This window comes from Streptomyces sp. S063 (assembly GCF_002832675.1).
Classification (GTDB): Bacteria; Actinomycetota; Actinomycetes; order Streptomycetales; family Streptomycetaceae; genus Streptomyces; species Streptomyces sindenensis.
The window spans coordinates 6,559,982-6,585,683 of sequence record NZ_CP021707.1; the positions used below are offsets into that span (position 1 = coordinate 6,559,982).

General features: G+C 71.6%; 25 protein-coding genes and 1 pseudogene. 21 read left to right on the forward strand and 5 right to left on the reverse strand.

Annotated elements, in window-relative coordinates; translation table 11 throughout:
* The first annotated feature begins 4 nt into the window (after positions 1-4).
* The 6 genes from CCZ36_RS29810 to CCZ36_RS29835 all read left to right on the forward strand — a co-directional run bounded on the left by CCZ36_RS29810 (position 5) and on the right by CCZ36_RS29835 (position 6,064).
* Positions 5-1,171 carry an ROK family glucokinase gene (locus CCZ36_RS29810; protein WP_069736782.1) on the forward strand — a complete coding sequence of 389 codons (1,167 nt, stop codon included), beginning with the start codon at positions 5-7 and terminating at the stop codon, positions 1,169-1,171.
* A 77-nt stretch (positions 1,172-1,248) separates the two neighbouring features.
* The gene (locus CCZ36_RS29815; RefSeq protein ID WP_069736783.1) at positions 1,249-1,845 is read left to right on the forward strand and encodes a hypothetical protein; all 597 of its coding nucleotides are present in this window, start codon (positions 1,249-1,251) and stop codon (positions 1,843-1,845) included.
* Positions 1,846-2,316: 471 nt separating this feature from the next.
* Positions 2,317-3,690, forward strand: a complete 1,374-nt coding sequence (gene pcaDC, locus CCZ36_RS29820; RefSeq protein WP_443069852.1) for a bifunctional 3-oxoadipate enol-lactonase/4-carboxymuconolactone decarboxylase PcaDC — start codon at positions 2,317-2,319, stop codon at positions 3,688-3,690.
* Between the two features lie 12 nt (positions 3,691-3,702).
* Positions 3,703-4,356 carry an MBL fold metallo-hydrolase gene (locus CCZ36_RS29825; protein ID WP_069736784.1) on the forward strand — a complete coding sequence of 218 codons (654 nt, stop codon included), beginning with the start codon at positions 3,703-3,705 and terminating at the stop codon, positions 4,354-4,356.
* A 42-nt stretch (positions 4,357-4,398) separates the two neighbouring features.
* Positions 4,399-5,178, forward strand: coding sequence for an exodeoxyribonuclease III (locus tag CCZ36_RS29830; protein WP_069736785.1), 780 nt, complete (start codon positions 4,399-4,401; stop codon positions 5,176-5,178).
* Positions 5,179-5,320: 142 nt separating this feature from the next.
* A complete protein-coding gene (locus CCZ36_RS29835; RefSeq protein ID WP_069736786.1) occupies positions 5,321-6,064 on the forward strand; it encodes a Clp protease N-terminal domain-containing protein in 744 nt (247 codons plus the stop codon).
* Between the two features lie 33 nt (positions 6,065-6,097).
* Here CCZ36_RS29835 and CCZ36_RS29840 read toward each other — a convergent pair whose 3' ends face one another.
* Positions 6,098-6,877: an SDR family NAD(P)-dependent oxidoreductase gene (locus CCZ36_RS29840; protein ID WP_128818977.1), complete on the reverse strand. Its 780-nt coding sequence runs from the start codon at positions 6,875-6,877 to the stop codon at positions 6,098-6,100.
* A gap of 109 nt (positions 6,878-6,986) precedes the next feature.
* Here CCZ36_RS29840 and CCZ36_RS29845 point away from each other — a divergent pair, with 109 nt between their 5' ends.
* From CCZ36_RS29845 to CCZ36_RS29865, 5 genes are all read left to right on the forward strand, one after another.
* Positions 6,987-7,427 carry a DUF6278 family protein gene (locus CCZ36_RS29845; protein ID WP_069736788.1) on the forward strand — a complete coding sequence of 147 codons (441 nt, stop codon included), beginning with the start codon at positions 6,987-6,989 and terminating at the stop codon, positions 7,425-7,427.
* A gap of 145 nt (positions 7,428-7,572) precedes the next feature.
* Positions 7,573-8,316, forward strand: coding sequence for an amino acid ABC transporter ATP-binding protein (locus CCZ36_RS29850; RefSeq protein WP_069736789.1), 744 nt, complete (start codon positions 7,573-7,575; stop codon positions 8,314-8,316).
* Positions 8,317-8,327: 11 nt separating this feature from the next.
* Positions 8,328-9,257 carry a glutamate ABC transporter substrate-binding protein gene (locus CCZ36_RS29855; RefSeq protein ID WP_128818978.1) on the forward strand — a complete coding sequence of 310 codons (930 nt, stop codon included), beginning with the start codon at positions 8,328-8,330 and terminating at the stop codon, positions 9,255-9,257.
* Positions 9,258-9,274: 17 nt separating this feature from the next.
* Positions 9,275-9,919, forward strand: coding sequence for an amino acid ABC transporter permease (locus tag CCZ36_RS29860; RefSeq protein WP_069736791.1), 645 nt, complete (start codon positions 9,275-9,277; stop codon positions 9,917-9,919).
* The gene (locus CCZ36_RS29865) at positions 9,916-10,812 is read left to right on the forward strand and encodes an amino acid ABC transporter permease (protein ID WP_128818979.1); all 897 of its coding nucleotides are present in this window, start codon (positions 9,916-9,918) and stop codon (positions 10,810-10,812) included. The genes CCZ36_RS29860 and CCZ36_RS29865 overlap by 4 nt, the downstream gene beginning before the upstream one ends.
* Before the next feature lie 32 nt (positions 10,813-10,844).
* On the opposite strand, the pseudogene CCZ36_RS29870 reads toward CCZ36_RS29865, so the two are convergent.
* Both CCZ36_RS29870 and CCZ36_RS29875 read right to left on the reverse strand, forming a co-directional pair.
* Positions 10,845-11,161, reverse strand: a pseudogene (locus CCZ36_RS29870) (CocE/NonD family hydrolase C-terminal non-catalytic domain-containing protein); the annotation flags it as partial.
* A gap of 32 nt (positions 11,162-11,193) precedes the next feature.
* Complete coding sequence (locus CCZ36_RS29875; RefSeq protein WP_069736794.1) at positions 11,194-12,402, reverse strand: L,D-transpeptidase; 1,209 nt, start codon at positions 12,400-12,402, stop codon at positions 11,194-11,196.
* 169 nt (positions 12,403-12,571) lie between these two features.
* Between CCZ36_RS29875 and murJ the strand changes: the two genes are divergently transcribed.
* The gene (gene murJ, locus CCZ36_RS29880; protein ID WP_128818980.1) at positions 12,572-14,221 is read left to right on the forward strand and encodes a murein biosynthesis integral membrane protein MurJ; all 1,650 of its coding nucleotides are present in this window, start codon (positions 12,572-12,574) and stop codon (positions 14,219-14,221) included.
* Between the two features lie 11 nt (positions 14,222-14,232).
* Here murJ and CCZ36_RS29885 read toward each other — a convergent pair whose 3' ends face one another.
* Positions 14,233-14,976 (reverse strand): hypothetical protein, encoded by a 744-nt coding sequence (locus tag CCZ36_RS29885; protein WP_128818981.1) that lies wholly within the window; start codon positions 14,974-14,976, stop codon positions 14,233-14,235.
* Positions 14,977-15,081: 105 nt separating this feature from the next.
* On the opposite strand from CCZ36_RS29885, the gene ggt reads away from it, so the two are divergent.
* Entirely contained in the window at positions 15,082-16,899 is a 1,818-nt protein-coding gene (ggt, locus tag CCZ36_RS29890) for a gamma-glutamyltransferase (RefSeq protein WP_128818982.1), read from the forward strand.
* Between the two features lie 80 nt (positions 16,900-16,979).
* Positions 16,980-17,705, forward strand: coding sequence for a glycoside hydrolase family 75 protein (locus CCZ36_RS29895; RefSeq protein WP_128818983.1), 726 nt, complete (start codon positions 16,980-16,982; stop codon positions 17,703-17,705).
* A 28-nt stretch (positions 17,706-17,733) separates the two neighbouring features.
* Here CCZ36_RS29895 and map read toward each other — a convergent pair whose 3' ends face one another.
* A complete protein-coding gene (gene map / locus CCZ36_RS29900; RefSeq protein WP_128818984.1) occupies positions 17,734-18,501 on the reverse strand; it encodes a type I methionyl aminopeptidase in 768 nt (255 codons plus the stop codon).
* Between the two features lie 72 nt (positions 18,502-18,573).
* Here map and CCZ36_RS29905 point away from each other — a divergent pair, with 72 nt between their 5' ends.
* The 7 genes from CCZ36_RS29905 (at position 18,574) to CCZ36_RS29935 (ending at position 25,702) form a co-directional block, all read left to right on the forward strand.
* Positions 18,574-18,873 (forward strand): helix-turn-helix domain-containing protein, encoded by a 300-nt coding sequence (locus CCZ36_RS29905; protein WP_069741546.1) that lies wholly within the window; start codon positions 18,574-18,576, stop codon positions 18,871-18,873.
* Positions 18,874-18,914: 41 nt separating this feature from the next.
* Positions 18,915-19,295: a PPOX class F420-dependent oxidoreductase gene (locus tag CCZ36_RS29910; RefSeq protein WP_128818985.1), complete on the forward strand. Its 381-nt coding sequence runs from the start codon at positions 18,915-18,917 to the stop codon at positions 19,293-19,295.
* A 160-nt stretch (positions 19,296-19,455) separates the two neighbouring features.
* On the forward strand, positions 19,456-20,871 hold the full coding sequence (locus CCZ36_RS29915) for a hypothetical protein (RefSeq protein WP_128818986.1): 1,416 nt from the start codon (positions 19,456-19,458) through the stop codon (positions 20,869-20,871).
* 196 nt (positions 20,872-21,067) lie between these two features.
* Positions 21,068-21,910 (forward strand): nitrilase-related carbon-nitrogen hydrolase, encoded by an 843-nt coding sequence (locus CCZ36_RS29920; protein ID WP_069737273.1) that lies wholly within the window; start codon positions 21,068-21,070, stop codon positions 21,908-21,910.
* Complete coding sequence (locus tag CCZ36_RS29925) at positions 21,907-23,190, forward strand: aspartate aminotransferase family protein (RefSeq protein WP_069742181.1); 1,284 nt, start codon at positions 21,907-21,909, stop codon at positions 23,188-23,190. The genes CCZ36_RS29920 and CCZ36_RS29925 overlap by 4 nt, the downstream gene beginning before the upstream one ends.
* Positions 23,191-23,288: 98 nt before the next feature.
* A complete protein-coding gene (gene hydA / locus CCZ36_RS29930; protein WP_128818987.1) occupies positions 23,289-24,689 on the forward strand; it encodes a dihydropyrimidinase in 1,401 nt (466 codons plus the stop codon).
* An 11-nt stretch (positions 24,690-24,700) separates the two neighbouring features.
* Complete coding sequence (locus CCZ36_RS29935) at positions 24,701-25,702, forward strand: TIGR03842 family LLM class F420-dependent oxidoreductase (protein ID WP_069737270.1); 1,002 nt, start codon at positions 24,701-24,703, stop codon at positions 25,700-25,702.

The following is a 25,702-nucleotide window of genomic DNA, read 5'->3' on the forward strand; positions in this document are numbered from 1 at the left end:
GACGATGAGCACGTACCGCGACTTCGCCCACCGCGGCTCCGCCCGCGCCACCGTCCTCAAGACAGTCGGCACCAAGGAACGCCGCTCGCACCTGTCCGCGCCCCGTGTCCCCACGGTCGGGATCGACATCGGCGGTACGAAGGTGATGGCGGGCGTCGTCGACGCCGACGGCAACATCCTGGAGAAGGTCCGCACCGAGACGCCCGACAAGTCCAAGAGCCCCAAGGTCGTCGAGGACACCATCGTCGAGCTGGTCCTGGACCTCTCCGACCGGCACGACGTCCACGCGGTGGGCATCGGCGCGGCGGGCTGGGTCGACGCCGACCGCTCCAAGGTCCTCTTCGCCCCCCATCTCGCCTGGCGTGACGAACCCCTGCGCGACGCCATCGCCTCCCGCCTCGTCGTCCCCGTCATGGTCGACAACGACGCCAACACCGCCGCCTGGGCGGAATGGCGCTTCGGCGCGGGCCGCGGCGAGGACCACCTGGTCATGATCACCCTCGGTACGGGCATCGGCGGCGCGATCCTGGAGGACGGCCAGGTCAAGCGCGGCAAGTACGGCGTGGCCGGTGAGTTCGGACACATGCAGGTCGTGCCCTCGGGCCACCGCTGCCCCTGCGGCAACCGGGGCTGCTGGGAGCAGTACAGCTCCGGCAACGCCCTCGTCCGCGAGGCCAGGGAGCTGGCGGCCGCCGACTCCCCGGTCGCCCACTATCTGCTGGACCGGGTGAAGGGGAACGTCTCCGACATCACCGGGCCGCTCATCACCGAACTGGCCCGAGAGGGCGATGCGATGTGCATCGAACTCCTCCAGGACATCGGTCAGTGGCTCGGCATCGGCATCGCCAACCTGGCCGCCGCGCTCGACCCCTCCTGCTTCGTCATCGGGGGCGGCGTCAGCGCCGCCGACGACCTCCTGATCAACCCCGCCCGGGACGCCTTCAAGCGCCACCTCACCGGCCGCGGCTATCGCCCCGAGGCGAGGATCGCCAAGGCGCAGCTGGGACCCGAGGCGGGTATGGTCGGCGCCGCGGACCTGGCGCGGCTGGTCGCCCGCCGCTTCCGCCGGACCAACCGGAGGCGCGTCGAGCGGTACGAGCGGTACGCCCAGATCTACGACCAGGCGGCGAGCACCATCCGCAACACGCGGTCCACCCGCACCGTCGACTGAACCGCGACCGCCCTCTTCGGCGTCCACCCCTCCGTACGCCTCGTCACGTCGCCGCAGCACCTAGGGACCACCTGATCATGATCGAAGCCGAGCACCCCGTGGTGCCGCACCAGTCGGAGTCGCCGGGCGACGGCGAGGGCAAACCGCCCGAGGACCGCCGGCGCGTGTTCAAGCGGCGCTTCATCACCGCCACGATCATCGTGCTGCTGATCGGCATCCCGGCCGGCTACCTGCTCATCTCGGCGGGCCAGAGCCGCCGCTCGGGCATGGACAAGGAGACCGAGGCGGCCGCGCAGGGGCTGCGCGAGGGCTGGCCCTCCAAGATGCAGCGCCGGATCTTCGAGATCCCGATCCCCGGCAACGGACAGGGCGTTCAGTACTACGAGACGAACAACTGGAAAGCCAGCCGGATGTACGCGAAGTTCCGCACCACCTCCGCGGGCCTCGACCGCTTCCTGACCGGCGTGGGCACCGGACGCGCGGCGCTGGAGCCGGACAGGATCACCATCAGTCCGCGGGACATCAAGATCACCGGCTGGTCCTTCGGCCCGGGCGAGCACTGGGCCGGTACCACGCACAGCAACAAGAAGCCGCGCCCCACCCAGAACATCGTGGTCAACATGACTGATCCGGCCAGCCCCGTCGTGTATGTCGTATCGGCGGCGACCCCCTGACCAGGGGCCGGAGGGGCGCTCAGTAACCTGGAGCGAGTGAGCGAAGTGAGCGAGACGACCCCGCAGCCCGTGCAGGCGCCCCACCCCGGTGGGCCCGCCCCGCATCCCGGAGCGCCTCACCGGGCGGTCCCGGCCCCGCACCAGGGACCGGACGCCGCGCACCTGTCGGCGACCGCCGCACCGGAGCCCTTCCCGGATCCGGCGTCGTCCTTCCCGCCTCCCGCCGGCCACGGGACGCCCGGGTTCCCGCAGGCCCCCGTGGCCGCACAGCCGGATCCGACCCCGCTCACCCCGCCGTCCCCGTCGGCTCCGGAGGGCCCGTTCGCCCCACCGCCGCCACAGGGCCCGTTCGCCCCGCAGGCCCCGCCCGGCCCGCAGGTCACTCCCGTATCGCAGGCAGCTTCGGCTGTTCCGGGCCCCCAGGCCACCCCCGTTCCCCAGGCCACCCCCGTTCCTCAGGCCACCACCCCTGTGCCGCAGGCCGCCCCGGCCGGCCCCGGTCCTCAGGCCGCCGCTCCCGGTCCGCGGACCTCGCCCGGTCCGCAGGGGCCGCACGCCCCCACCGGCTCCCCGCGCACGCTTCAGTACCGCTTCGACGGGCCCGAGGACGCCCCGGTCCTGGTCATCGGGCCCTCGCTCGGCACGACGTGGCACATGTGGGATCGCCAGATCCCCGAGCTGTCCCAGCACTGGCGGGTCTTCCGCTACGACCTGCCCGGCCACGGCGGCGCGCCCGCCCACGCCGCCGCCTCCGTCGCCGAGCTGGGCGACCGGCTGCTCGCGACGCTGGACGGGCTCGGCGTCCAGCGCTTCGGCTACGCGGGCTGCTCGATCGGCGGGGCGGTCGGCGCGGACCTCGCCCTGCGCCACCCGCACCGCGTCGCCTCACTGGCGCTCGTCGCCTCGTCGCCCCGGTTCGGCACGGCCGACGAGTTCCGCCGGCGCGGGGTGATCGTCCGCACCAACGGGTTGGAACCGATGGCCCGCACCGCGCCCGAGCGCTGGTTCACCCCCGGCTTCGCCGCCGCGCAACCCGCCATCGTGGAATGGGCCGTCCAGATGGTCCGCACCACCGACCCCGGCTGCTACATCGCCGCCTGCGAGGCACTCGCGGCGTTCGACATCCGCGGCGCCCTGAACCGGATCGGCGTCCCCACCCTCGTGCTGGTCGGGGCGGAGGACCAGGTCACCGGGCCCGCCGAGGCCCGCACACTGGTCGCAGGGATACCGGACGCCCGCCTCGCGCTCGTCCCCGGCGCCTCCCACCTCGCGCCCGTCGAGCAGCCCGCCGCCGTCAGCGACCTGCTGCTGATGCACTTCTCCACCGCCTGGCAGCAGGACACCTCGGCCGCGATCCCCGTGCTGCCCCACGCCACCGCGCCCGCCGCTCCCAGCGTGCCGCTCGTCCCGGTGGCCGAGATCGCCCCTGCCGCCACCGCCCCCGACGCCGTCGCGCCGTCCCCTGACGACCGGCACGAGCGGGGCACGAAGGTCCGTCGCGAGGTGCTGGGCGACGCCCATGTCGACGCGGTGAACGACACGGCCGACGCCTTCACCGAGGACTTCCAGGAGCTGGTCACCCGGTACGTCTGGGGCGAGGTCTGGAGCCGCGACGGCCTCGACCGCCGCACCCGCAGCGTCATCACGCTCACCGCGCTCGTCGCCTCGGGCCATCTGGAGGGCCTGGCCGCGCACACCCGGGCCGCCCTGCGCAACGGTCTGACGCCCGTCGAGATCAAGGAAGTTCTCCTCCAGACCGCCGTCTACTGCGGCGTCCCGGCCGCCGGAGCCGCGTTCGCCGTGGCGCAGAAGGTGATCCAGGAGGAAACCACCCCGCCCGCGTAGCAGGATGGAGCCATGAACGTATCGCCCGGGGCACTCACCCTCACCAAGAAGACCCACTCCTGCGTCCGGATCGAGAAGGAGGGGCGCATCCTGGTCATCGATCCCGGAGGCTTCTCCGAGGACGACGCGGCGCTCGGCGCGGACGTCATGCTGGTGACGCACGAGCACCCGGACCACTTCAACGAGGCACGGCTGCGCGCGGGCCTGGAGGCCAACCCGGCGGCCGAGATCTGGACGCTCCGCAGCGTCGCCGAGCAGCTGTCGGCCGCCTTCCCGGGCCGGGTGCACACCGTGGGCGACGGGGACGCGTTCTCCGCCGCCGGATTCGACGTCACCGTGCACGGCGAGCTGCACGCGGTGATCCACCCGGACATCCCCAGGATCACCAACGTCGGCTTCCTCGTGGACGGTTCGGTCTTCCACCCCGGCGACGCGCTCACCGTCCCCGAGCGCCCCGTGGACACGCTGCTGCTGCCGGTGATGGCCCCCTGGAGCAAGATCTCCGAGGTCATCGACTACGTACGCGAGGTGAAGCCGAGGCGCGCCATCGACGTCCACGACGCCCTGCTGACCGATCTGGCCCGTCCGATCTACGACAACCAGATCGGGGCCCTGGGCGGCGCGGACCACGGCCGGCTGGCCCCGGGCGGCACCACCGAGCTGTGACCCCGGCGGCCGCTGTCAGTGGGAGCGGCTAGGTTGGCTGCCATGCGCATCGCCACCTATAACGTCAATTCGATCACCGCCCGGCTGCCGAGGCTTCTCGCCTGGCTGGAGAGCAGCGGCACCGATGTGCTGTGCATCCAGGAGACCAAGTGCACGGCGGAGCAGTTCCCCGCCGAAGCCCTGCGCGAGGCGGGGTACGAATCCGCGGTCAACGCCACGGGCCGGTGGAACGGGGTCGCGCTGCTCTCCCGCGTCGGCCTCGCCGACGTCGTCAGCGGCCTGCCCGGCGGCCCGGAGTACGACGGGGTGCAGGAGCCCCGCGCGATCTCGGCGACCTGCGGCCCGCTGCGCCTCTGGTCGGTGTACGTGCCCAACGGCCGCGAGGTCGAGCACGAGCACTACGCGTACAAGCTGCGCTGGCTGGAGGCCCTGCGGAAGGCCGTGGCGGCGGACGCCGCCGGGTCCCTGCCCTTCGCGGTCCTGGGCGACTTCAACGTGGCCCCGACCGACGAGGACGTCTGGGACCCGGCTCTGTTCGAGGGCGCCACGCATGTGACGCCTGCCGAGCGCGCCGCCCTCGCGGCCCTGGAGGCGGAGGGCCTGAGCGAGGTCCACCCCCGCCCCCTCAAGTACGACCGCGCCTACACCTTCTGGGACTACCGCGAGCTGCGGTTCCCCAAGAACAAGGGCATGCGGATCGACCTGACCTTCGGCAACGCGCCGTTCACCGCCGCCGTCAAGGACAGTTACGTCGACCGTGAGGAGCGCAAGGGCAAGGGCGCGTCCGACCACGCTCCCGTGGTGGTCGACCTCGACCTCTGAGCGGAAGCCAGCAGGGGCCGGACGGAGACGGGCGGAGACCGGCCGGTAGTGAGCGCAAGGGCCTGTTAATAGGAAGGTGGATGGCCGCGTCACGTGACAACCCAAGGTTGACACTCGGGAGGTGTCAACCTACGGTTGTCACATGACGCAGCCTCTTCCCGTCACCCCTTCCGTACGTCTCGACGATCTGATCGAGGCCATCAAGAAGACCAACGACGACGCCCTGGAGCAGCTCTCCGGCGCGGTCCTCGCCGCGGACCACCTCGGCGACGTGGCCGACCACCTCATCGGCCACTTCGTGGACCAGGCCCGCCGCTCCGGCGCCTCCTGGACCGATATCGGCCGGAGCATGGGGGTCACCCGCCAGGCCGCCCAGAAGCGCTTCGTGCCCAAAAAGGGCGAGGGCTCATCGGACCTGGACCCGAACGAGGGCTTCAACCGCTTCACGCCGCGCGCCCGCAACGTGGTGGTCGCCTCCCACAACGAGGCCCAGGCCGCCCGGCACGCCGAGATCGTCCCCGCCCACCTGATCCTCGGCCTGCTCGCCGAGCCCGAGGCCATCGCCGCCCGCGTCCTCGTCGGGCAGGGCGTGCAGCCGGAGGCGCTGCGGGCAGCGGCGACCGCCGTGTTGCCCGCCCCGGTGGACGAGGCGCCCGAGCTGGTCCCGTACGACGCCGACGCCAAGAAGGTCCTGGAGCTGACCTTCCGCGAGGCGCTGCGTCTCGGCCACAACTACGTGGGCACCGAGCACATCCTGCTGGCCCTGCTGGAGTTCGAGGACGGCTCCGGCGTGCTCACCGGTCTCGGCCTGGACAAGGAGGCCGTGACCGCCGCGGTGGAGCGGGCGGTGGGCGAGGCGGCCGGGGCTCTCCGGCAGAAGTCCTGAGGCCCGGCGGCCCCGCGTTCCTGGACGGCGGGCTCAGTGCGCCGAGAACCCGCCGTCCACGAACAACGACTGCCCGGTGACGTACGCCGACGAGCGCCCCGCCAGGAACACGGCGGCCCCGGCGAAGTCCTCCGCGAGCCCGTTCCGGCCGACCAGGGTCCGCGCGGCCAGCGACGCGACCTTCTCCGGATCCGACTGGAGGCGCGCGTTCAGTGGGGTCAGCACGAACCCGGGCACCAGGCTGTTCACGGTGACCCCGTGCGGCGACCACGCCTCGGCCTGCGAGCGGGTCAGCGACTCCAGGCCGCCCTTGGACACCCCGTAGGCGCCGCTGCTCACGAAGGCCCGGTGCGCCTGCTGCGACGTGACGTGGATGATCCGACCGTACCCCCGCTCGGCCATGCCCGGCCCGAACCGCTGCCCCAGCAGGAACGGCGCCTTCAGGTTCACCGCCATCGTGGTGTCCCAGACGTCCTCGCCCAGCTCGGTCATCGGCGGGCGCAGATTGATTCCGGCGCAGTTCACCAGGATGTCCGGCTCCCCGAAGGCCGCCGCGGCCTCCTCCGCCCCCACGCGCACCCCTTCGGAGGTGCTCAGGTCCGCGCTCACCCAGGCGGCCCGGCAGCCCTCGGCGGTCAGCTCGTCCACGGTCGCCCGCAGCTCGGCCTCCCGGCGGGCCACCACGACGACGCTCGCGCCGGCCCGGGCCAGGGCGCCGGTGATCGCCCGGCCGATGCCGGAGCTGCCGCCGGTGACCACCGCCACCCGGCCTTCCAGCGAGAACAGTTCCGCGAGGTAGGTCTGTGTACTCATGTACGCACCTTAGATACCCGCTCGGATTCACGGTCGGGGCGGGGTGGGGGACCGGTGAACGCCGCGCGCCCTGTGGTGCGGAACCTGGCCGGGATGGGACCCTAGTGGTATGAACATCCCTTTCTTGGACAACTGGCGTAAGCGTCAGGGTGGTACGCAGTCGGGCACGCTCGCCGCCGCCGTCGAGGCAGACCCCGACGGTGTGGCCGAGCTGCTCGCCGAATGCGAACTGCTGCGCGTCCGGGCGGGGCAGCAAGGACTCGAACTCGACGACACCCCCGCCTCGTTGACCGCGCTCGACCAGCTGCCGCCCCGCTGGCGCGACGACCCCGAGGAACTGCCCTGGCTCGGCAACGACGCCGGCCTCTACCTCGGCACGGTGATCGTGCGGACGGTGCCGGGTGCCGCGTGGGACATCTGGCCGAGCGGTCAGCCCGTGGTGCGTCTGGAGTCGGGGCGGGAGATCGACGTCGTCTCGGCCGGACTCGACTGGGCGATGGCCGGCAGCCCGGAGCTCTCCCAGGTGTACGCGGAGTCCGCCGAGAACTGAACGGGGGTCGGAGGGCGGCCGCTCTCCTCGGCTAATCCAGTTAAAAAGCCTTTTGCGCCATTTACGCGTGTCGGGTGCGAAGTCCCTTTTCGCGATGGATAGTTTGCGCTGACCTCGACACAGCGACAAGTGGGTAGGGCAGCGCATGGCCGTCGATCCTTTGATCGAACTGAGGGACGTCAACAAACACTTCGGGGAGTTGCACGTACTTCAGGACATCAATCTCACCGTCGGCCGCGGGGAGGTGGTGGTGGTCATCGGCCCCTCCGGCTCAGGGAAATCGACCCTGTGCCGCGCGATCAACCGGCTGGAGGCGATCGAGTCCGGCAGCATCACGATCGACGGCAGACCCCTCCCCGAGGAGGGCAAGGGCCTGGCCCAGCTCCGTGCCGAAGTCGGCATGGTCTTCCAGTCGTTCAACCTCTTCGCCCACAAGACCGTGCTGGACAACGTCTCGCTGGCGCAGCTCAAGGTCCGCAAGCGCAAGAAGGACGAGGCCGACCGGCGCTCCCGCGAACTGCTGGAGCGGGTCGGGCTGGCCGCCCACGCCGACAAGTTCCCCGCCCAGCTCTCCGGCGGCCAGCAGCAGCGCGTGGCCATCGCCCGCGCCTTGGCCATGGACCCCAAGGCACTCCTGTTCGACGAGCCGACCTCGGCGCTCGACCCGGAGATGATCAACGAGGTCCTGGAGGTCATGCAGCAGCTGGCCCGGGACGGCATGACGATGATCGTCGTCACCCACGAGATGGGCTTCGCCCGGTCCGCCGCCAACCGCGTGGTGTTCATGGCCGACGGCTGCGTCGTCGAGGACCGCGTCCCGGAGGACTTCTTCACGTCCCCGTCGAGCGACCGCGCCAAGGACTTCCTGTCCAAGATCCTCAAGCACTGAGGGGGATTTCCGTGTTGCGTACGAGGAACACGCGTACGGGCAGGGCCGCCGCTCTCGTGGCCGGTCTCCTGCTCGCCGCACTCGCCGCGGGCTGCGGCAAGGACGGCAGCCCGCCGGTCAAGGGCCCCGAGGCCGAGGCCTTGCCCGTGTACCAGGTCGACACCGGCTTCGAACTGCCCGACTCCCGCACCTGGGCCAAGGCGAAGAGGCGCGGCTATCTGATCGTCGGAGCCAAGGAGGACCAGCCCTACCTGGGGGAGAAGGACCCGGCGAGCGGGGTCTACTCCGGGTTCGACATCGAGATCGCCCGCATGATGGCGGCCTCGCTCGGCTTCGAACCGAAGACGGTCCGCTTCCGCACGATCGCCTCCGCCAACCGCGAGACGGCCCTGCAGAACGGCCAGATCGACTACTACGTCGGCACCTACACCGTCAACGACATGCGCAAGAAGCTGGTCGGCTTCGCCGGGCCGTACTACATGGCCGGCCAGGGACTGCTGGTGCGCACCGACGAGGACGACATCAACGGCCCCCAGGACCTGGCGGGAAAGACCGTCTGCTCGGCGGCCGGCTCCACGCCCTACCAGCGGATCGCGGCCGACTACCCCAGGGCGACCCTTGTCGCGTACGACACGTACTCGATCTGCGTCGACAACCTCCTCACCTACCAGGTCGACGTCGTCACCACCGACGACGCGATCCTGCTGGGCTTCGCCGCCAAGGCGCCCGACGAGATGAAGGTCGTCGGCAAACCCTTCTCGGAGGAGCCGTACGGCATCGGCGTACCGCGCAGCGACAACGCCCTGCGCAACGCCCTCAACGACGCCCTGGAGACCAACGAGGAGAACGGCAACTGGAAGAAGGCGTACGAAGCGACGCTCGGCCTCTCCGGAGCACCCGCGCCGACCCCGCCGCCCATCGACCGCTACCCGGCGACCTGAGGGGACGCGCCTCACCCATGGACGTACTGACAGAAAACTTCTCCCTCTACGGCAAGGGCTTCCTCGGCACCGTCGAACTGACCGTCTACGCCTCGGCGCTGGCGCTCGTCCTCGGTTTCCTGATGGCCTCCTGCCGGGTCGCGCCCGTCGGCTCCCTCCGGGTGCTGGGCACGGTCTGGGTCACCGTGCTCCGCAACACCCCGCTGACGCTGCTGTTCTTCGCGGTCCTGCTGGGCCTGCCCCGCTTCGGCCTCGTCCTGCCGTTCCAGCTCTTCGCCGTCATCGCGCTCGGCTGCTACACCTCGGCGTTCATCTGCGAGGTGCTGCGCTCCGGCATCAACACCGTGCCCAAGGGCCAGGGCGAGGCAGCCCGCAGCCTCGGCATGAACTTCGGCCAGACCCTGAGCACCGTGGTCCTGCCGCAGGCGTTCCGGTCGGTGATCCCGCCGGTCGGCTCGACCCTGATCGCGCTGGCGAAGAACTCCGCCATCGCCGGGGCGTTCAGCGTCACCGAGCTCCTCGGCACCTACAAGACGCTCAACGAACTCGGCTACAGCATCATCTGGTCCTTCATCTGGATCGCCGTCGGCTACCTGATCATCACCTTGACCATCAGCGCGGTGTTCAACGTGATGGAGAAGCGCTGGGGAGTCGCACGATGACCAAGACCCTCACCCGCAAGCCGTCCCGGGCTTCGGTGCCCGAGGCCAGCGCGCTCTACGACATCCCCGGCCCGGTGACCCGCAGACGGCACCTGATGTACGGCATCGCCTCCACGGTCCTGATCCTGGCGCTGCTCGGCTGGATCGTCTATCTGCTCTTCGACACCGACCAGTTCACCGCGCAGAAGTGGACACCCTTCGAGTACAAGGGCATTCAGGAACTGCTGCTGCGCGGGCTCGGCAACACCCTCAAGGCGTTCGCGTACGCGGCGGTCCTCTCGCTCGCGCTCGGCGCGGTCCTCGCCGTCGGCCGGCTCTCCGAACACCGGGTGCTGCGCTGGATCTCCACCCTGCTGGTCGAGTTCTTCCGGGCCATGCCCGTGCTCGTGATGATCTTCTTCATCTTCGTGGCGCTGAAGGTCCAGCCGCTGCCCGCCCTCGTCACCGGGCTGACCCTCTACAACGGCTCCGTTCTCGCGGAGGTGTTCCGCACCGGGATCAACGCGGTGGACCGGGGCCAGCGCGAGGCGGCGTACGCGCTCGGCATGCGCAAGACCCAGGTCACCACGTACGTCCTCGCACCCCAGGCGGTACGCGCGATGCTGCCGACCATCATCAGCCAGCTGGTGGTCGCGCTGAAGGACACCTCGCTCGGCTATCTGATCACCTACGAGGAATTCCTCCACGCCGGAAAGCTGATCGCGTCGAATATCGACTACGATCTTCCCTTCATCCCCGTCGTGATGGTGATCTCGCCGATCTACATCGGGATGTGCATGCTGCTCTCGTGGTTCGCCACCTGGGTGGCCAAGAGGCAGCGGCGCAACCTGAAAACCAGGGGGGTCGGGGTGGCTCCGGCCGAACCGGGGACGCTGCTGCCGGGAGGGCGGTAGCCGGGCAGCGCCCGCCCGGCAGCAGTCGGTGATCACTTCTCGCGCGGCGGGACCGAGAGATGACTCGGGCCCGTGCCGGGCGAGGAGAAGGTCAGCTGCGCGCCGGTCGGGCTGTGCTCGATGTACAGCGGATCGACGGTGTCGATCGCCAGGGCGAGCCGGTGACCGGCCGGGACGTCGTAGGCCGTGGAGAACAGCTCCGGCCGACGGGGAACGGCCGGTCCGGCGTCTGCCAGGGGAAGAAGCACGGAGAGTCGCCGGCCCGTCCGCCGACGCCGAGCGGGCCCACGTCGTGGAGATGCGCGACGAGGGTGCCGCTCGGCATCGTGCTGGTGACCGTCGTGTGCAGCCCGTCCGAGGGTTCGAAGGGGCGTTACCGGGTCACTTCAGGGCGCTCTTGGCCTGCCAGTCCGCCCACGAGACGTTCCACGCGCCGTAGCCGTTGCCCTCGGCGACCGTGCCCTTGGACTCCGCGCCGGTCATCTCGAACGGGTCGCCCACCCGTACCTGCCCGTACAGCGCGGCGGCATCGCCGTCGCTCATCCCCAGGCAGCCGGAACTCCGGTTGGCCTGGCCGAAATAGCCCGCGTTCCACGGTGCGGCGTGGGCGTACATCCCCGACCAGGTCAGCCGCATCGAGTAGTCGACCATCTTGTCGTAGGCGTCGCCGAGGCCCACCGTCTCGGAGCGCATGTTGATCGTGCCCTCCTTCGACATCAGGACCGCCGTGCCCCGCCAGGACGCCTTCTCGCCGCCGGGGGTGCCCGCCGACATCGGCAGGTCCATGACCTGCTTCCCGTCCCGGTGCAGGGCGAGACGGTGCCCGTCGAGGTCGACCTTGACCACCTGGGCCGCGCCGATCGTGAACGTCGTCGCGTAGTCGCGGACGAACCAGCCGCCGTCCGCCCCCGTGTCGACGCCGTTCAGTCGCGCGTCCAGGGAGACTTTCGTCCCGGGCTTCCAGTACTCCTCGGGCCGCCAGTCGACGCGGTCCTTGCCCGAGTAGTCCCGCAGCCAGCCCCAGGAGCCCTCGGTGCCGTTGGAGGTGGACACCTTCAGGGCCTTCTCCACCGCCGCCTTGTTCTTCACCGGGTGGTCGAAGACGACGGACAGCGGCTGCGCGATGCCCACGGTCGTGTTCTTGCCCGGCGCCAGCGACAGCTTGTTGACCTTCTCCGCCTCGGCGGTGGCGAACGTCGCCCGGTCGCTGCCGCCGTCCGCGTCCGTCGCCTCGACCGTGTACGCGGTGCCCGGCGCGGCGACCCGGTCGGACGTCCAGGTCCGGCCGTCGGCGGATATCTTCCCGGCCAGCGGGCCGCCCTCGCCCGGCTTCACGGACACGGTCTTCAGCTTTCCGTGCCCCAGTGTCACCTTCACCGGCTCACCGGGCGCCGCCGCCTCGCCCCGGAGATTCACCGTGATGCTGGTGTCGGGGGCCTTGCCGTCCCCGCCCACCTCGGCGGAGCCCGTACCGCCGCCCGAGCACGCGGTGAGCGCGGCGGCGAGCAGCGCCGCGGGCCCGGTCAGGGCGAGCCGGGCCCTCCGGCCGGCCGGGGCGGAACGACGGATGCGCGGGCGTGCGGAACTCACGGAAAGACCTCCAGGGCTGGGTGCTCAGAAGGGGAGAGGTGATTTCCCCCATGTCGGGTTCCTTCCGGGCGCCGGGCAATCCGTTCTCCCCGAGCACCGGAAAGTCCGACCGCACGCGCCGCGTTACGATCGCCCGTCGGCCGACACGAGGAACGCGGGGGGACCACCAGTGAGCGCGACCACCACCAGCACCACCGGCCCCCCGGTCCGGAGCGCCTCGGTGCTGCGCAGCGGGGCCGTGATGGCGGCGGGCTCCGTCGTCTCGCGCGCCACCGGTTTCGTCCGCTCGGCGGTCGTCGTCGCCGCGCTCGGCACCGGCCTCACCGCCGACGGCTACACGGTCGCCAACACCGTCCCCAACATCCTCTACATCCTTCTCATCGGCGGCGCGCTCAACGCGGTCTTCGTCCCCGAACTGGTCCGCGCGGCCAAGGAGCACGCCGACGGCGGAGCCGCGTACACCGACCGGTTGCTCACCCTGTGCACGATCGGCCTCCTCGCCCTCACCGCGCTCGCCGTGGTGGCGGCCCCCGTCGTCGTCGGCCTCTACACCGACTACGACGGCCGCCAGGCGGAGCTGACGATCGCGCTGGCCCGCTACTGTCTGCCGCAGATCCTCTTCTACGGATTGTTCACGCTGCTCGGCCAAGTCCTCAACGCACGCGGCCGGTTCGGCGCGATGATGTGGGCCCCGGTCCTCAACAACATCGTGATCATCGGGGTGTTCGGCTTCTACATCGCCGTCGCCGCGAACTCCGACGGCACCCTCTCCGACACGCACGCCCACCTCCTCGGCTGGGGCACCACCGCGGGAATAGCCGTACAGACGCTCGCCCTGATACCCGCGCTGCGCGCCGCGAAGTTCCGCTGGCGGCCCCGGTTCGACTGGCGCGGCAGCGGACTGACCCGGCCGATACGCGCCGCCGGCTGGCTGGTGCTGCTCGTCCTCACCAACCAGCTCGCGTACTGGGTCGTCACCCGGCTCTCCACCGCCAGCGGCCTCCATGCCGCCGAGCAGGAGATCGCGGGCGGGGCGGGCTACACCGCGTACAGCTACGCCTACCAGCTCTGGGTCGTCCCGCAGGGCATCATCACGGTCTCGCTGGTCACTGCCCTGATGCCCCGGATGAGCAGGTACGCCGCCGACGGCGACCTCGCCGGGGTGCGGCGCGACGTCGCGTACGCCCTGCGCACCAGCGCCGCCGCCGTGGTGCCCGCCGCCACCGCCCTGCTGGTGCTCGCGCCCTGGGTGATCGGCTCCGTCTTCGGGTACGGGCGCACCACCCCCGCCGACATCACGGTGATGGCCGGAATCATGATGGCCTTCGCCCCCGGACTGATCGCCTTCTCCGGACAGTACGTCCTCTCGCGCGGCTTCTACGCGATGAGCGACACCCGCACCCCCTTCCTCCTCAACCTGGTGATCGCCGCCGTCCAGGCGGGCCTGACGGCCGCCGCCTACCTGCTGCTCCCCGCCCGCTGGGCGGTGACCGGAATGGCCGGAGCGAGCACGGTCGCCTTCTGTGCCGGATTCGCCGTCACCGCCCTCGTCCTGTCCCGCCGGCTCTCGGGTCCCGGCGCCGGGTCCCCGCTGCGCTCGCCGACCCTCGGCGCGCACGCCCGCCTGATCGCCGCCTGCCTGCCCGCCGGTGCGCTGGCGTACGGCGCGGCGCGCGCGGTGGAGGGGGCGGGCGACGTGGCGGCGGCCGGGGCCGGGACGCTCGCCCTTCTCCTCGGCGTGGTGCTGCTGGCCCGGCCGCTCGGGATAACGGAGATCACCGGGATGCTGGCGTCCGGCCGGGCGCGGCTGCGCCGCTGAGGCGGGCCCGGTCAGCTGCCCGCCCGGTGCGAGACGGGCGTACTGGGGATGGGGGACTGGGCCTCGCGGGTCACGTCGCCGACCAGTTCGACCACATCGGGGCCGTACGCCTGGGAGTTGACGACCTTCAGCAGCAGGCAGAACGACTTGTTCCCGTGCTTGCGGCGCAGCTTGTCGTGGTTCCGGGCTACATAGCGGGTGGCCGCCTGATTGGTGATGGCCCGCTGACCGCAGAACAGGAAGACCGGGCGGGACTCCTGACCTCCTGTCAGCCGTGCGAGCAGGACGTACTCCGCGGTGCCCGGCTCCATCCGGTAGCGCTCCGAGCCGACCTGGAACGCCACCCGGTCCGGCCCCGGGTCCTGCTCGACGTTGATCCGCACCCCGGGCAGCAGGGTCCGCAGATGCGCCGCCATCCGCTGGTTGGACGTCGGGCCGCCGACGCAGTACTCCGTACGCTCCCCGAACCCCTGCTGGGCGTTGTCATGGGTGACGATCTGCGCGTGGGCCCCGCAGTCCTTGATGAGCGCGGAGAGTTCGAGCAGGGCGAAGGCGTCGTGCCGGTGCACCGCTCCCTCGGCGCCCGCGTAGCGGTTGACGACCAGCAGGCATTCGGAGTTCGCCGGCAGCCCGAAGAAGGCCTGCTTGCGTCGGAGCCCCCGCCGCCAGAGATAGGTTCGGGCGAGCCAGCCCAGCGAGGCACTGATCCCGGCGGCTATCACGCCCAGCACGATGTTGCGCACGTCGTCCGTCATGGGCGCGCATGGTATCGGTCATTCGGGTAACCGTTCGAGGCGGTCCTGACGATCCCGGATTCCCGGGGCTACCCTGCGGGCGAGATCCGTTGACTGGAGGTACGTATGCGCCGTTCCGTCGGTCGGAACACGTCCCTGCTGGCCGTACTCGCCGTGGTCGCCTCGATCGGAGCCGCCGCCCCGGCGACCTCGGCGGCGACCGCCATGCCACGCCCCGCGCCGCCCAAGTCCCCGGTGGCGGTGGGACACGGGGGAGCGGTGTCGAGTGTCGACCCGGATGCCTCGGCCGCCGGGATCGAGGTACTGCGCAAGGGCGGCAACGCGGTGGACGCGGCGGTGGCCACGGCCGCGGCGCTCGGCGTCACGGAGCCCTATTCGGCGGGCATCGGCGGCGGTGGCTACTTCGTCCACTACGACGCGAAGACGCGCCAGGTGCGGACCATCGACGGCCGCGAGACCGCCCCGCGGAGTGCCGACGCGTCCCTGTTCCTCGAGCACGGCAAGCCGATCCCGTTCGAGGAGGGGGTGACCAGTGGCCTGGGCGTCGGCACACCCGGCACCCCGGCCACCTGGGAGCGGGCGCTGGACGCGTGGGGCTCCAAGTCCCTGCGTACGCTGCTGAAACCGGCCGAACGCCTGGCCCGGGACGGCTTCGTCGTGGACGGCACCTTCCGCTCGCAGACGGCCTCCAACCAGGCCCGGTTCGCCGACTTCCCGGCCTCCGCGAAGCTCTTCCTGCCGGGCGGCGAACTCCCCGTCGTCGGCTCGGTGTTCAAGAACCCCGACCTGGCGCGTACGTACGAGAAGCTCGGCCGCGAGGGCGTCGGCGCGCTGTACCGGGGCGCGTTGGCCGACGACATCGTCCGTACGGTGCGCAAGCCGCCCGTCGACCCGGACGCCACCCGGGTCGTCCGCCCCGGCGATCTGACCCGCGAAGACCTGGCCTCGTACCGGACCCTGCGCAAGGACCCGACCAAGGTGAACTACCGGGGCCTGGACGTCTACGGCATGGCTCCCTCCTCGTCCGGCGGCACCAGCGTCGGCGAGGCCCTCAACATCCTGGAGTCCACCGACCTCTCCCGGGCCGACCGGACCCAGTACCTCCACCGGCTCATCGAGGCGAGCAGGATCGCGTTCGCCGACCGGGGCCGCTGGGTCGGCGACCCCGCCTTCGAGGACGTACCGACGAAGGAGTTGCTGAGCCAACGGTTCGCGGACTCCCGGGAGTGCCTGATCCGGGACGACAGGGCCCTGACCAGCCCGCTGGCACCGGGCGACCCACGCGACCCGGAGCGGTGCGACAGTGGCGGCACGCCCGCGCCGACGACGTACGAGGGCGAGAACACCACCCACCTGACGACGGCCGACAAGTGGGGCAACGTCGTCGCCTACACGCTGACGATCGAGTCCACCGGCGGCAGCGCCATCACCGTGCCCGGACGGGGCTTCCTGCTCAACAACGAGCTCACCGACTTCTCCTTCGCGCCCGCCAACCCGGCGGTCCACGACCCGAACCTGCCGGGGCCGGGCAAGCGGCCGCGCTCGTCGATCTCCCCGACCATCGTGCTCGAGCACGGCAAGCCGGTCCTCGCCCTCGGCTCGCCGGGCGGGGCCACCATCATCACGACCGTCCTCCAGTCGCTCACCGGCCACCTGGACCGGGGACTCCCCCTGGTCGACGCGATCGCAGCGCCGCGCGCCAGCCAGCGCAACGCGCCGACGACCGACATCGAGCCGGACTTGTGGAACAGCCCGGTCCGCGCGGAGCTGGAGAAGCTCGGTCACGCCTTCAGGCAGAACCCGGAGATCGGCGCCGCCACCGGGGTGCAGCGGCTGCCCGACGGCCGCTGGCTGGCGGCGGCGGAAAAGGTGCGCCGGGGCGGGGGCTCGGCCATGGTGGTGCATCCGGGCCGCGGGCACTGAGGCGGGAGGGGGCGCGCCGCCGGATGCCGACAACGGGGCCCGCACGGGTCCCTCGCCTACGGGAAAGGTCCTTCCGCGCCATGCGCACCCGCCTGCTCGCCCTGACATCCGCCGCCTGTGGCGCGGCGCTCCTCGGAGCGGCGGCGCTGCCCGCGTCCGCGTCCGACCCCGCGTCCGACCCCGTGTCCGCCTCCGGTCGGGAAGCGGACGCGGGGTCGGACGAGGTGACCGCCGCCGAACTGCTCGCCGAGGTCCGCGCCTGTTCACGGATCTCGAAGGGCAAGTACCGCACCGACAGCGGCAGCGCCAAGGCCACGGTCCCGGTCTGCGGCATGCGGGACGCCGTGTTCTGGAAGGCGGACATGGACATCGACTGCGACGGCCGGAAGACCAGGCTCTGCAACCGGAAGACCGATCCGTACTTCCTGCCGGAGACCGCGTTCCAGAGCTCCCGCGGCGAACCCCTCGACTCCGCCGCGCTGCCCCATGTGGTCGTACCGGGCCCGAGCAGGGTGTGGGACTACCGGAAGTCGGGGCTCACCGGCGGCAGCGTCGTGGCGGTCGTGTACCGGGACCGGGTGCGGTACGGCGTGATCGGCGACACCGGCCCCACGGGCATCATCGGGGAGGCCTCGTACGCCATGGCGAAGGCGCTGGGCATCGACCCCGACCCGTCGACCGGGGGCGCCGAGTCCGGCGTCACCTACATCGCGTTCAGGGACTCCCGCATCTCCCCGATCGAGAGCCGCGCGCGGGCGCAGAGCAGGGGAGCGGCCCTGGCCAGGGAGTTCGTCGGGCGCTCTTAGCCGGCGGCCGTGGTGCCGGGAGGGGCGCTCAGAGCGCGGTCAGGACGCGCGGGCCGTCGTTCGTGATCGCCACCGTGTGCTCGGCGTGCGAGGCCCGGCTGCCGTCCGTCGTCCGCAGCGTCCAGCCGTCGGGGTCGTGGCGGAACTCGTCGAGGCCCCCGGCGAGCAGCATCGGCTCGATGGCCAGGACCATCCCGTGCCGCAGCGCCATGCCGCGCCCGGCCCGTCCCTCGTTCGGCACGGAGGGGGCCTCGTGCATGGACCGGCCGATGCCGTGGCCGCCGTAGCCCTCCAGGATGCCGTAGCCCGCGTCGCGGCAGACCGTGCCGATCGCGTGCGCGATGTCGCCGATCCGGTTGCCGACCACGGCCGCGGCGATCCCGGCCGCCAGGGCCTCGTCAGCGGTGGCGATGAGCCGGGTGTCCTCCGGGCGGGCCTCGCCCACGATGAAACTGACCGCCGAGTCGCCGGCCCAGCCGCCGAGGAGGGCGCCCGCGTCCACGCTGACCAGGTCCCCGTCCCGCAGGGGCTCGGCGGAGGGGACGCCGTGCACGACCGCGTCGTTGACCGAGACGCAGATGACGGCCGGGAAAGGAGTGGGCGCGAAGTGCGGCTCGTAGTTCAGGAAGGGGGAGTCTGCCCCGGCCTCGCTCAGCACCTCGCGGGCCGCTTCGTCCAGCTCGCGGGGGGTCACGCCGACCGCTGCCACCTCCCGCGCCCGGGCCAGGATCCGCGCGACGACCCGGCCGGCCTCGCGCATCGCGTCGAGCTGTGTGTCTGTCTTGATATGCACCATGCCCATTACTATACCGGTCGGAGCGGTATAGTAATGACGGTATAGAAATGGCATCCCGTGTAGGATGGCCGCATGGTCCGTACCCCTCTGACCCCCGAAGAGCGCCTGCGCGGCGAACGGCTCGGCGCGCTGCTCCGTGCGGCGCGCGGGGAGCGCAGCATGGCCGCCGTCGCCGCGAGTGCCGGAATCTCCGCGGAGACCCTCCGGAAGATCGAGACCGGCCGCGCCCCCACCCCCGCCTTCTTCACCGTGGCCGCCCTCGCCGGTGCGCTGGGCCTCTCGCTGGACGAGATCCTCGGCCGCTGCGCGGCGGAGCCGGCGGCGACCGGGGCACCGGCTCCGGTGCCTGCCGCGGTGCCGCTGATCGCGTAGCGGCCCGGCGGCCGGAACAGGCAGGGCGTAGGGTCGCGCCCGTGACTCTCCAGGACTTCGCGCGCAGCGAGTACGTCAGCCTGACCACGTTCCGGAAGAACGGCACACCTGTCGCCACGCCCGTCTGGGCCGCCGCCGAGGGGGATGTGCTGTACGTCTGGACCCGCTCCGACTCGTGGAAGGTGAAGCGCCTCCGCAACAGCGGCAAGGTCGTCGTCACCGTCTGCGACGTGCGCGGCCGGATCGCCGAAGGGGCCCCCAGCGCCGAGGGCGAGGCCAGGCTCCTCGACGAGAACGGCACCCGTGCGGCGCGCGGACTCCTGGCCCGCAAGTACACCTGGAAGTTCTGGCTCGTCGACTGGCCCGCCACCATCGCCCGGCTCGGCAAGCGGCCGCACACCGGGATCGCCATCACGTTCTGAACCTTCTGGGCCCGCTGAGCCCGGGGGCGCGTGCCCGGCGGCCGTGCTCCCGCCGCAGCGCGCCCGAAAGCTGCGCGTAGCCGCGCTGTAACACGACTGCGGTCGAATGCCTCCGGACCGGAAGGCTCCAGTCCACGGTCGGCGGTCGGTGAGGGCGGTGATGACGGTTCATCAGCAGGCACAAGAAGTAGGGGCGTTCGCGCAGTACCTGCGGGATCTCGTGGCGCGCCTGGACCCCGGACGGGGTTGGTACGGGGTCTTCGCCCGGCGCGACCCGGCGGGTATGCGGTCCTGCCTCGACGGGGTGGAGATTCCGCCCTGGGACGTGGTGGAGTCGCTGCTCGCGGACTTCGCGGCCCTGCACGGCGCCCGGTTCGCCGAGCAACTCTCGGTCCGGGCCGCCACGCTGTACTCCGCGTCCGCCGCCGCGTACGACCGGCGGCCCGGTGGGCGCCAGGAGCTCGCCCGCCGGCTGGAGTTGATGGTCCGCGAGCAGCACCGGGCGGCGGAGCGCCTGCGCGGCGCGGGGCCCGGCGGCCCGGCCCCGGCCGAACCGGACGCGCTGGCCTGGGCCCGCGACGACCACGAACGGGCCACCGCCCGCTGCACGGAACTCCGCAAGCGGCTGGCGGCGGTGGCGGCCCCCGATGACTGGTTCCGGGCGGAGGACGGCGAGAGGCCGCGCGCGGGGACCGGGGCGTCCTCACGGGGCCCACGAGCCCCACGGGATCCCCGAGTCCCCACGGCCCCGGGCGACCCCGCCTCCACCCCTGCCCCCCGGCGGGAGAAGCCCCGTGGCGCCCGGTTCGCCGGGCTGGAGGCCGACGACGAAGGGGCGGCCGAGTACGCCCCTTCGCCGCTGCCCGGGCCGGCCGGACCCGGGCACTCCGGCGCACCCGCCCCGCGCGGCGCCCGTTTCGGCGGTGCGGCGGCGGAGGCGAAGGCCCACGGGGGCCGAGGAAGCCGCGAAGGTCACGGAGGCCGGGGGCGTGGCGGGCGGGCCCGTGACGCCGACGGCACCACGGGCCCGGTCGTCCCGGACCCGGCTTCCGGGCAGGCCGTCGCCGGGGCCGTCGCCCAGCTGGTCCGGCTCCGCGCCGGGGGCCGCAGCGGCGAGGCACACGTCGTGCTCTGCGAGGTCGCGGCCTGGCCCGCGCCCCGGCTGCCGCTGCTCGCCCTCGCCCTGCACCGCGCCGGCCTCGCCGCCGACTGGACGACCCTGCTCTGGGAGGTGTCCTCGCTCCCGCCCGCCGGATTCGCCGCCGCGGCGGGCGCGCTGGCCGCCGCCGGGCGGGAGGCGGACTGCGGGCTGCTCCTGCGGCAGGGGGTCGCCCGGCCCGCCGCCGAAGTGGCCGACGCGGCGCTCGCCCTGGACGGTGCGGGCCGTCACGACCAGGCACGGGACCTGCTCGGCGCCTTCGTCCGCGTACACACTCCGCAGGAGGCCGCCGAGCTGGCCCGGGCAGCCGGGGCCCGGTTGCTCCCGCTCCTCCTGGCGGCGGCCCGCGAGGTGTCGGGGGAGGCGGAGTGGGACCTGGTCCACGCGCTGCGGGTGGCCGGCGTGCCGGGGGTCTGAGGCCCCGCGACACCGCCGACGACCGGAAGCGTGTCCGTTGTGGACCGGTCGGGTGCGAAACATGATCGACTCCGCCGGTTCACGGCGATGGTCTTGCCCCGCCGGACGGAGGGGCTTACGTTCTCCATCCATGCACCGATCTACGTGCGTAGAGAACGCGTGCAGGCTCTCTGACGCCGCGTCGAAGGAGCAGCTCATGTCCCACGTCGTACGCGCCGCACTCGTCCAGGCGACCTGGACCGGCGACACCGAATCGATGATTGCCAAGCACGAGGAGCACGCGCGCGAGGCCGCCCGGCAGGGGGCGAAGATCATCGGCTTCCAGGAGGTGTTCAACGCCCCCTACTTCTGCCAGGTCCAGGAGCCCGAGCACTACCGCTGGGCCGAGCCGGTCCCCGGCGGGCCGACCGTCAAGCGCATGCAGGACCTGGCCCGCGAGACCGGCATGGTGATCGTCGTCCCGGTCTTCGAGATCGAGCAGTCCGGCTTCTACTACAACACCGCGGCCGTGATCGACGCCGACGGCTCCTACCTCGGCAAGTACCGCAAGCACCACATCCCGCAGGTCAAGGGATTCTGGGAGAAGTACTACTTCAAGCCCGGCAACGCCGGCTGGCCGGTCTTCGACACCGCCGTCGGCAAGGTCGGCGTCTACATCTGCTACGACCGGCACTTCCCGGAGGGCTGGCGGCAACTCGGACTCGGCGGAGCCCAGTTGGTGTACAATCCGTCGGCCACTTCGCGCGGACTCTCCAGCCACCTCTGGCAGTTGGAGCAACCGGCCTCCGCCGTCGCCAACGAGTACTTCGTCGCCGCGATCAACCGCGTCGGCCGCGAGGAGTACGGCGACAACGACTTCTACGGCACGAGCTACTTCGTCGACCCGCGCGGCCAGTTCGTCGGGGAGGTCGCCAGCGACAAGGAGGAGGAACTCGTCGTACGCGACCTGGACTTCGACCTGATCGAGGAAGTCCGCACCCAGTGGGCCTTCTACCGGGACCGACGACCCGACGCCTACGACGGGCTGGTGGAACCGTGAGCGGCCTGTACGAGCGCCATCTCGCCGTCAGCCCCGAGTGGCTGGCCCTCTACTACCGCAACCCCGTCGAGCTCACCCACGGTGAGGGCCGCCATGTCTGGGACGCCGACGGCAACCGCTACCTCGACTTCTTCGGCGGCATCCTCACCACCATGACCGCCCACGCCCTGCCCGAGGTGACCAAGGCCGTCGCGGAGCAGGCCGGGCGGATCATCCACTCCTCCACGCTCTACCTCAACCGCCCGATGGTGGAGATGGCCGAGCGGATCGCCACCCTCTCCGGCATCCCCGACGCCCGGGTCTTCTTCACCACCTCCGGCACCGAGGCCAACGACACGGCCCTCCTGCTCGCCACCGCGTACCGCAGGTCCAACCAGATCCTCGCGATGCGCAACAGCTACCACGGCCGGTCGTTCTCCACCGTCTCGATCACCGGCAACCAGGCCTGGTCGCCCACGAGTCTGTCCCCGCTCCAGACGTTGTACGTCCACGGCGGCGTCCGCACCCGGGGCCCGTACGCCGAGTTGAGCGACGAGGCGTTCATCCGGGCCTGCGTGGCCGATCTGGAGGACCTTCTCGGGCACACCCGCAACCCGGCGGCCCTGATCGCCGAACCCATTCAGGGCGTGGGCGGGTTCACCTCCCCGCCCGACGGGCTGTTCGCCGCGTTCCGTGAAGTCCTGGACCGGCACGGGGTGCTGTGGATCTCCGACGAGGTGCAGACCGGCTGGGGCCGCACCGGCGAGCACTTCTGGGGCTGGCAGGCGCACGCCGAGAACGGTCCGCCGGACATCCTCACCTTCGCCAAGGGCATCGGCAACGGCATGTCCGTCGGGGGAGTGGTGGCCCGCGCCGAGGTGATGAACTGCCTCGACGCCAACTCCATCTCCACGTTCGGTGGTTCACCGGTCACCATGGCGGCCTCGCTCGCCAACCTCTCGTACCTCCTGGAACACGATCTCCAGGGCAACGCCCGGCGCGTCGGCGGACTCCTCATCGAGCGGCTGCGGTCCGTCGCCGCCGCTTCCCCCGCCGTACGCGAGGTGCGCGGCCGGGGTCTGATGATCGGCATCGAACTGGCGAAGCCCGGCACCGACGAGGCGGACCCGGAGGCCGCGGCGGCCGTCCTCGAAGCGGCCCGCGCCGGCGGGCTCCTCATCGGCAAGGGCGGCGGCCACAACACCAGCGTGCTGCGCATCGCCCCGCCGCTGACCCTGACCGTCGCCGAGGCCGAGGAAGGCGCGGCGATCCTCGCGGACGCCCTGCACGCGGCGGGCTGACCCCGCCCGTCGGCCCCGTACGCCCACGAACCGCGCGGGGCCGCTCCGGCCGTAGGCCTTGAGGGCGGGCCGGGGCGCCCCGAGTTGAGGAGATTCCCATGAGTCGCACCGTCATCCACGGTGGCCTCGTCATCACCGCGTCCGACGAGATCCACGCCGATGTGCTCGTCGAGGGCGGCCGGATCGTCGCGCTCGCCGCCCACGGGACCGACGCCGCCGAGAGCTGGAGCGCCGACCGGAGGATCGACGCGACGGGCAAGTACGTCATCCCGGGCGGCGTCGACGGACACACCCACATGGAGATGCCGTTCGGCGGGACGTACGCCGCCGACACCTTCGAGACCGGCACCCGCGCCGCCGCCTGGGGCGGCACCACCACCATCGTCGACTTCGCCATCCAGAGCGTGGGCAAGTCCCTGCGCGAAGGGCTCGACGCCTGGTACGCCAAGGCCGACGGCAACTGCGCCATCGACTACGCCTTCCACATGATCCTCGCGGACGTGAACCCGTCCTCGCTCAAGGAGATGGACCGCCTCGTCTCCGAAGGCGTGACCTCCTTCAAACTGTTCATGGCCTACCCCGGGGTCTTCTACTCCGACGACGGCCAGATCCTGCGCGCCATGCAACAGGCCTCCGGCAACGGCGGGTTGATCATGATGCACGCCGAGAACGGCATCGCCATCGACGTCCTGGTCGAGCAGGCGCTCGCCGCGGGCCACACCGACCCCCGCTACCACGGCGACGTCCGCAAGGTCGCCCTGGAGGCCGAGGCCACCCACCGCGCCGTCCAGCTCGCCCGGGTCGCCGGATCCCCGCTCTACGTCGTCCACGTCTCCGCCGACGAGGCCGTGGAGGAGATCGCCGCCGCCCGCCACAAGGGCCTCCCGGTCTTCGGCGAGACCTGCCCGCAGTACCTGTTCCTCTCCACCGACAACCTCGCCGAACCCGACTTCGAGGGCGCCAAATACGTCTGCTCCACCCCGCTGCGCCCCAAGGAACACCAGGAGACCCTGTGGCGGGGCCTACGCAACAACGAACTCCAGGTCGTCTCCACCGACCACTGCCCCTTCTGCTTCTCCGGGCAGAAGGAGATGGGCCGGGGCGACTTCTCCAAGATCCCCAACGGCATGCCCGGCGTCGAGCACCGCATGGACCTGCTGCACCAGGCCGTCGTGGACGGGCACATCACCCGCCGCCGCTGGATCGAGATCGCCTGCGCCTCCCCGGCCCGGATGTTCGGCCTCTACCCGAAGAAGGGCACCATCGCTCCGGGCGCCGACGCCGACATCGTCATCTACGACCCGGAAGCCGAACAGACCCTCTCCGCCGAGACCCACCACATGAACGTCGACTACTCGGCGTACGAGGGCAAACGCATCACCGGCCAGGTGGAGACCGTGCTCTCACGCGGCGAAGTCGTCGTCGACGGGAGGAAGTTCACCGGCCGCGCCGGCCACGGCATCTACACCCCCCGTGCCACCTGTCAGTACCTCGACTAGGAGATCCCGCCATGGACTTCGGCCTCGTCCTCCAGACGGACCCGCCCGCCTCCGCCGTCGTCGGCCTGATGCGGCGCGCGGAGCGCAACGGGTTCCGCTACGGCTGGACCTTCGACTCGGCGGTGCTCTGGCAGGAGCCGTTCGTCATCTACAGCCGCATCCTGGAGCACACGGAGAAGCTGACCGTGGGCCCGATGGTCACCAACCCGGGGACCCGCACCTGGGAGGTCACCGCCTCCACCTTCGCCACCCTCAACGACATGTACGGCAACCGCACCGTCTGCGGAATCGGGCGCGGGGACTCCGCGATGCGCGTCGCGGGCCGCCGGCCCAACACCCTGGCCCGCCTCGGCGAGGCCATCGACGTCATCCGGGACCTCGCCGAGGGCCGGGAGGCGACGGTCGACGGGCAGCCCGTGCAGATCCCCTGGGTCAAGGGCGGGCGGCTGCCGGTGTGGATGGCGGCGTACGGGCCCAAGGCCCTGGCGCTGGCCGGGCAGAAGGCCGACGGCTTCATCCTCCAGCTCGCCGACCCCTTCCTCACCGAGTGGATGATCAAGGCGGTACGGGACGCGGCGGCCGACGCCGGACGTGACCCCGACTCCGTCACCATCTGCGTCGCCGCCCCCGCCTACGTCGGCGACGACCTCGACCACGCCCGGGAGCAGTGCCGCTGGTTCGGCGGGATGGTCGGCAACCACGTCGCCGACCTGGTCGCCCGCTACGGCGAACACTCCGGGATGGTGCCGGACGAACTGACCGCGTACATCGCAGGACGCTCCGGCTACGACTACAGCCACCACGGCCGCACCGGAAACCCGGACACCGCCTTCGTCCCCGACGAGATCGTCGACCGGTTCTGCCTCCTCGGGCCCGCCCGGGCGCACATCGAGAAGCTCCAGGCGCTACGGGACATGGGCGTCGACCAGTTCGCGGTCTACAACATGCACGACGCCCGCGAGGCGACCATCGACGCCTACGGGTCCGAGATCATCCCCGCCCTGACCGGCTGA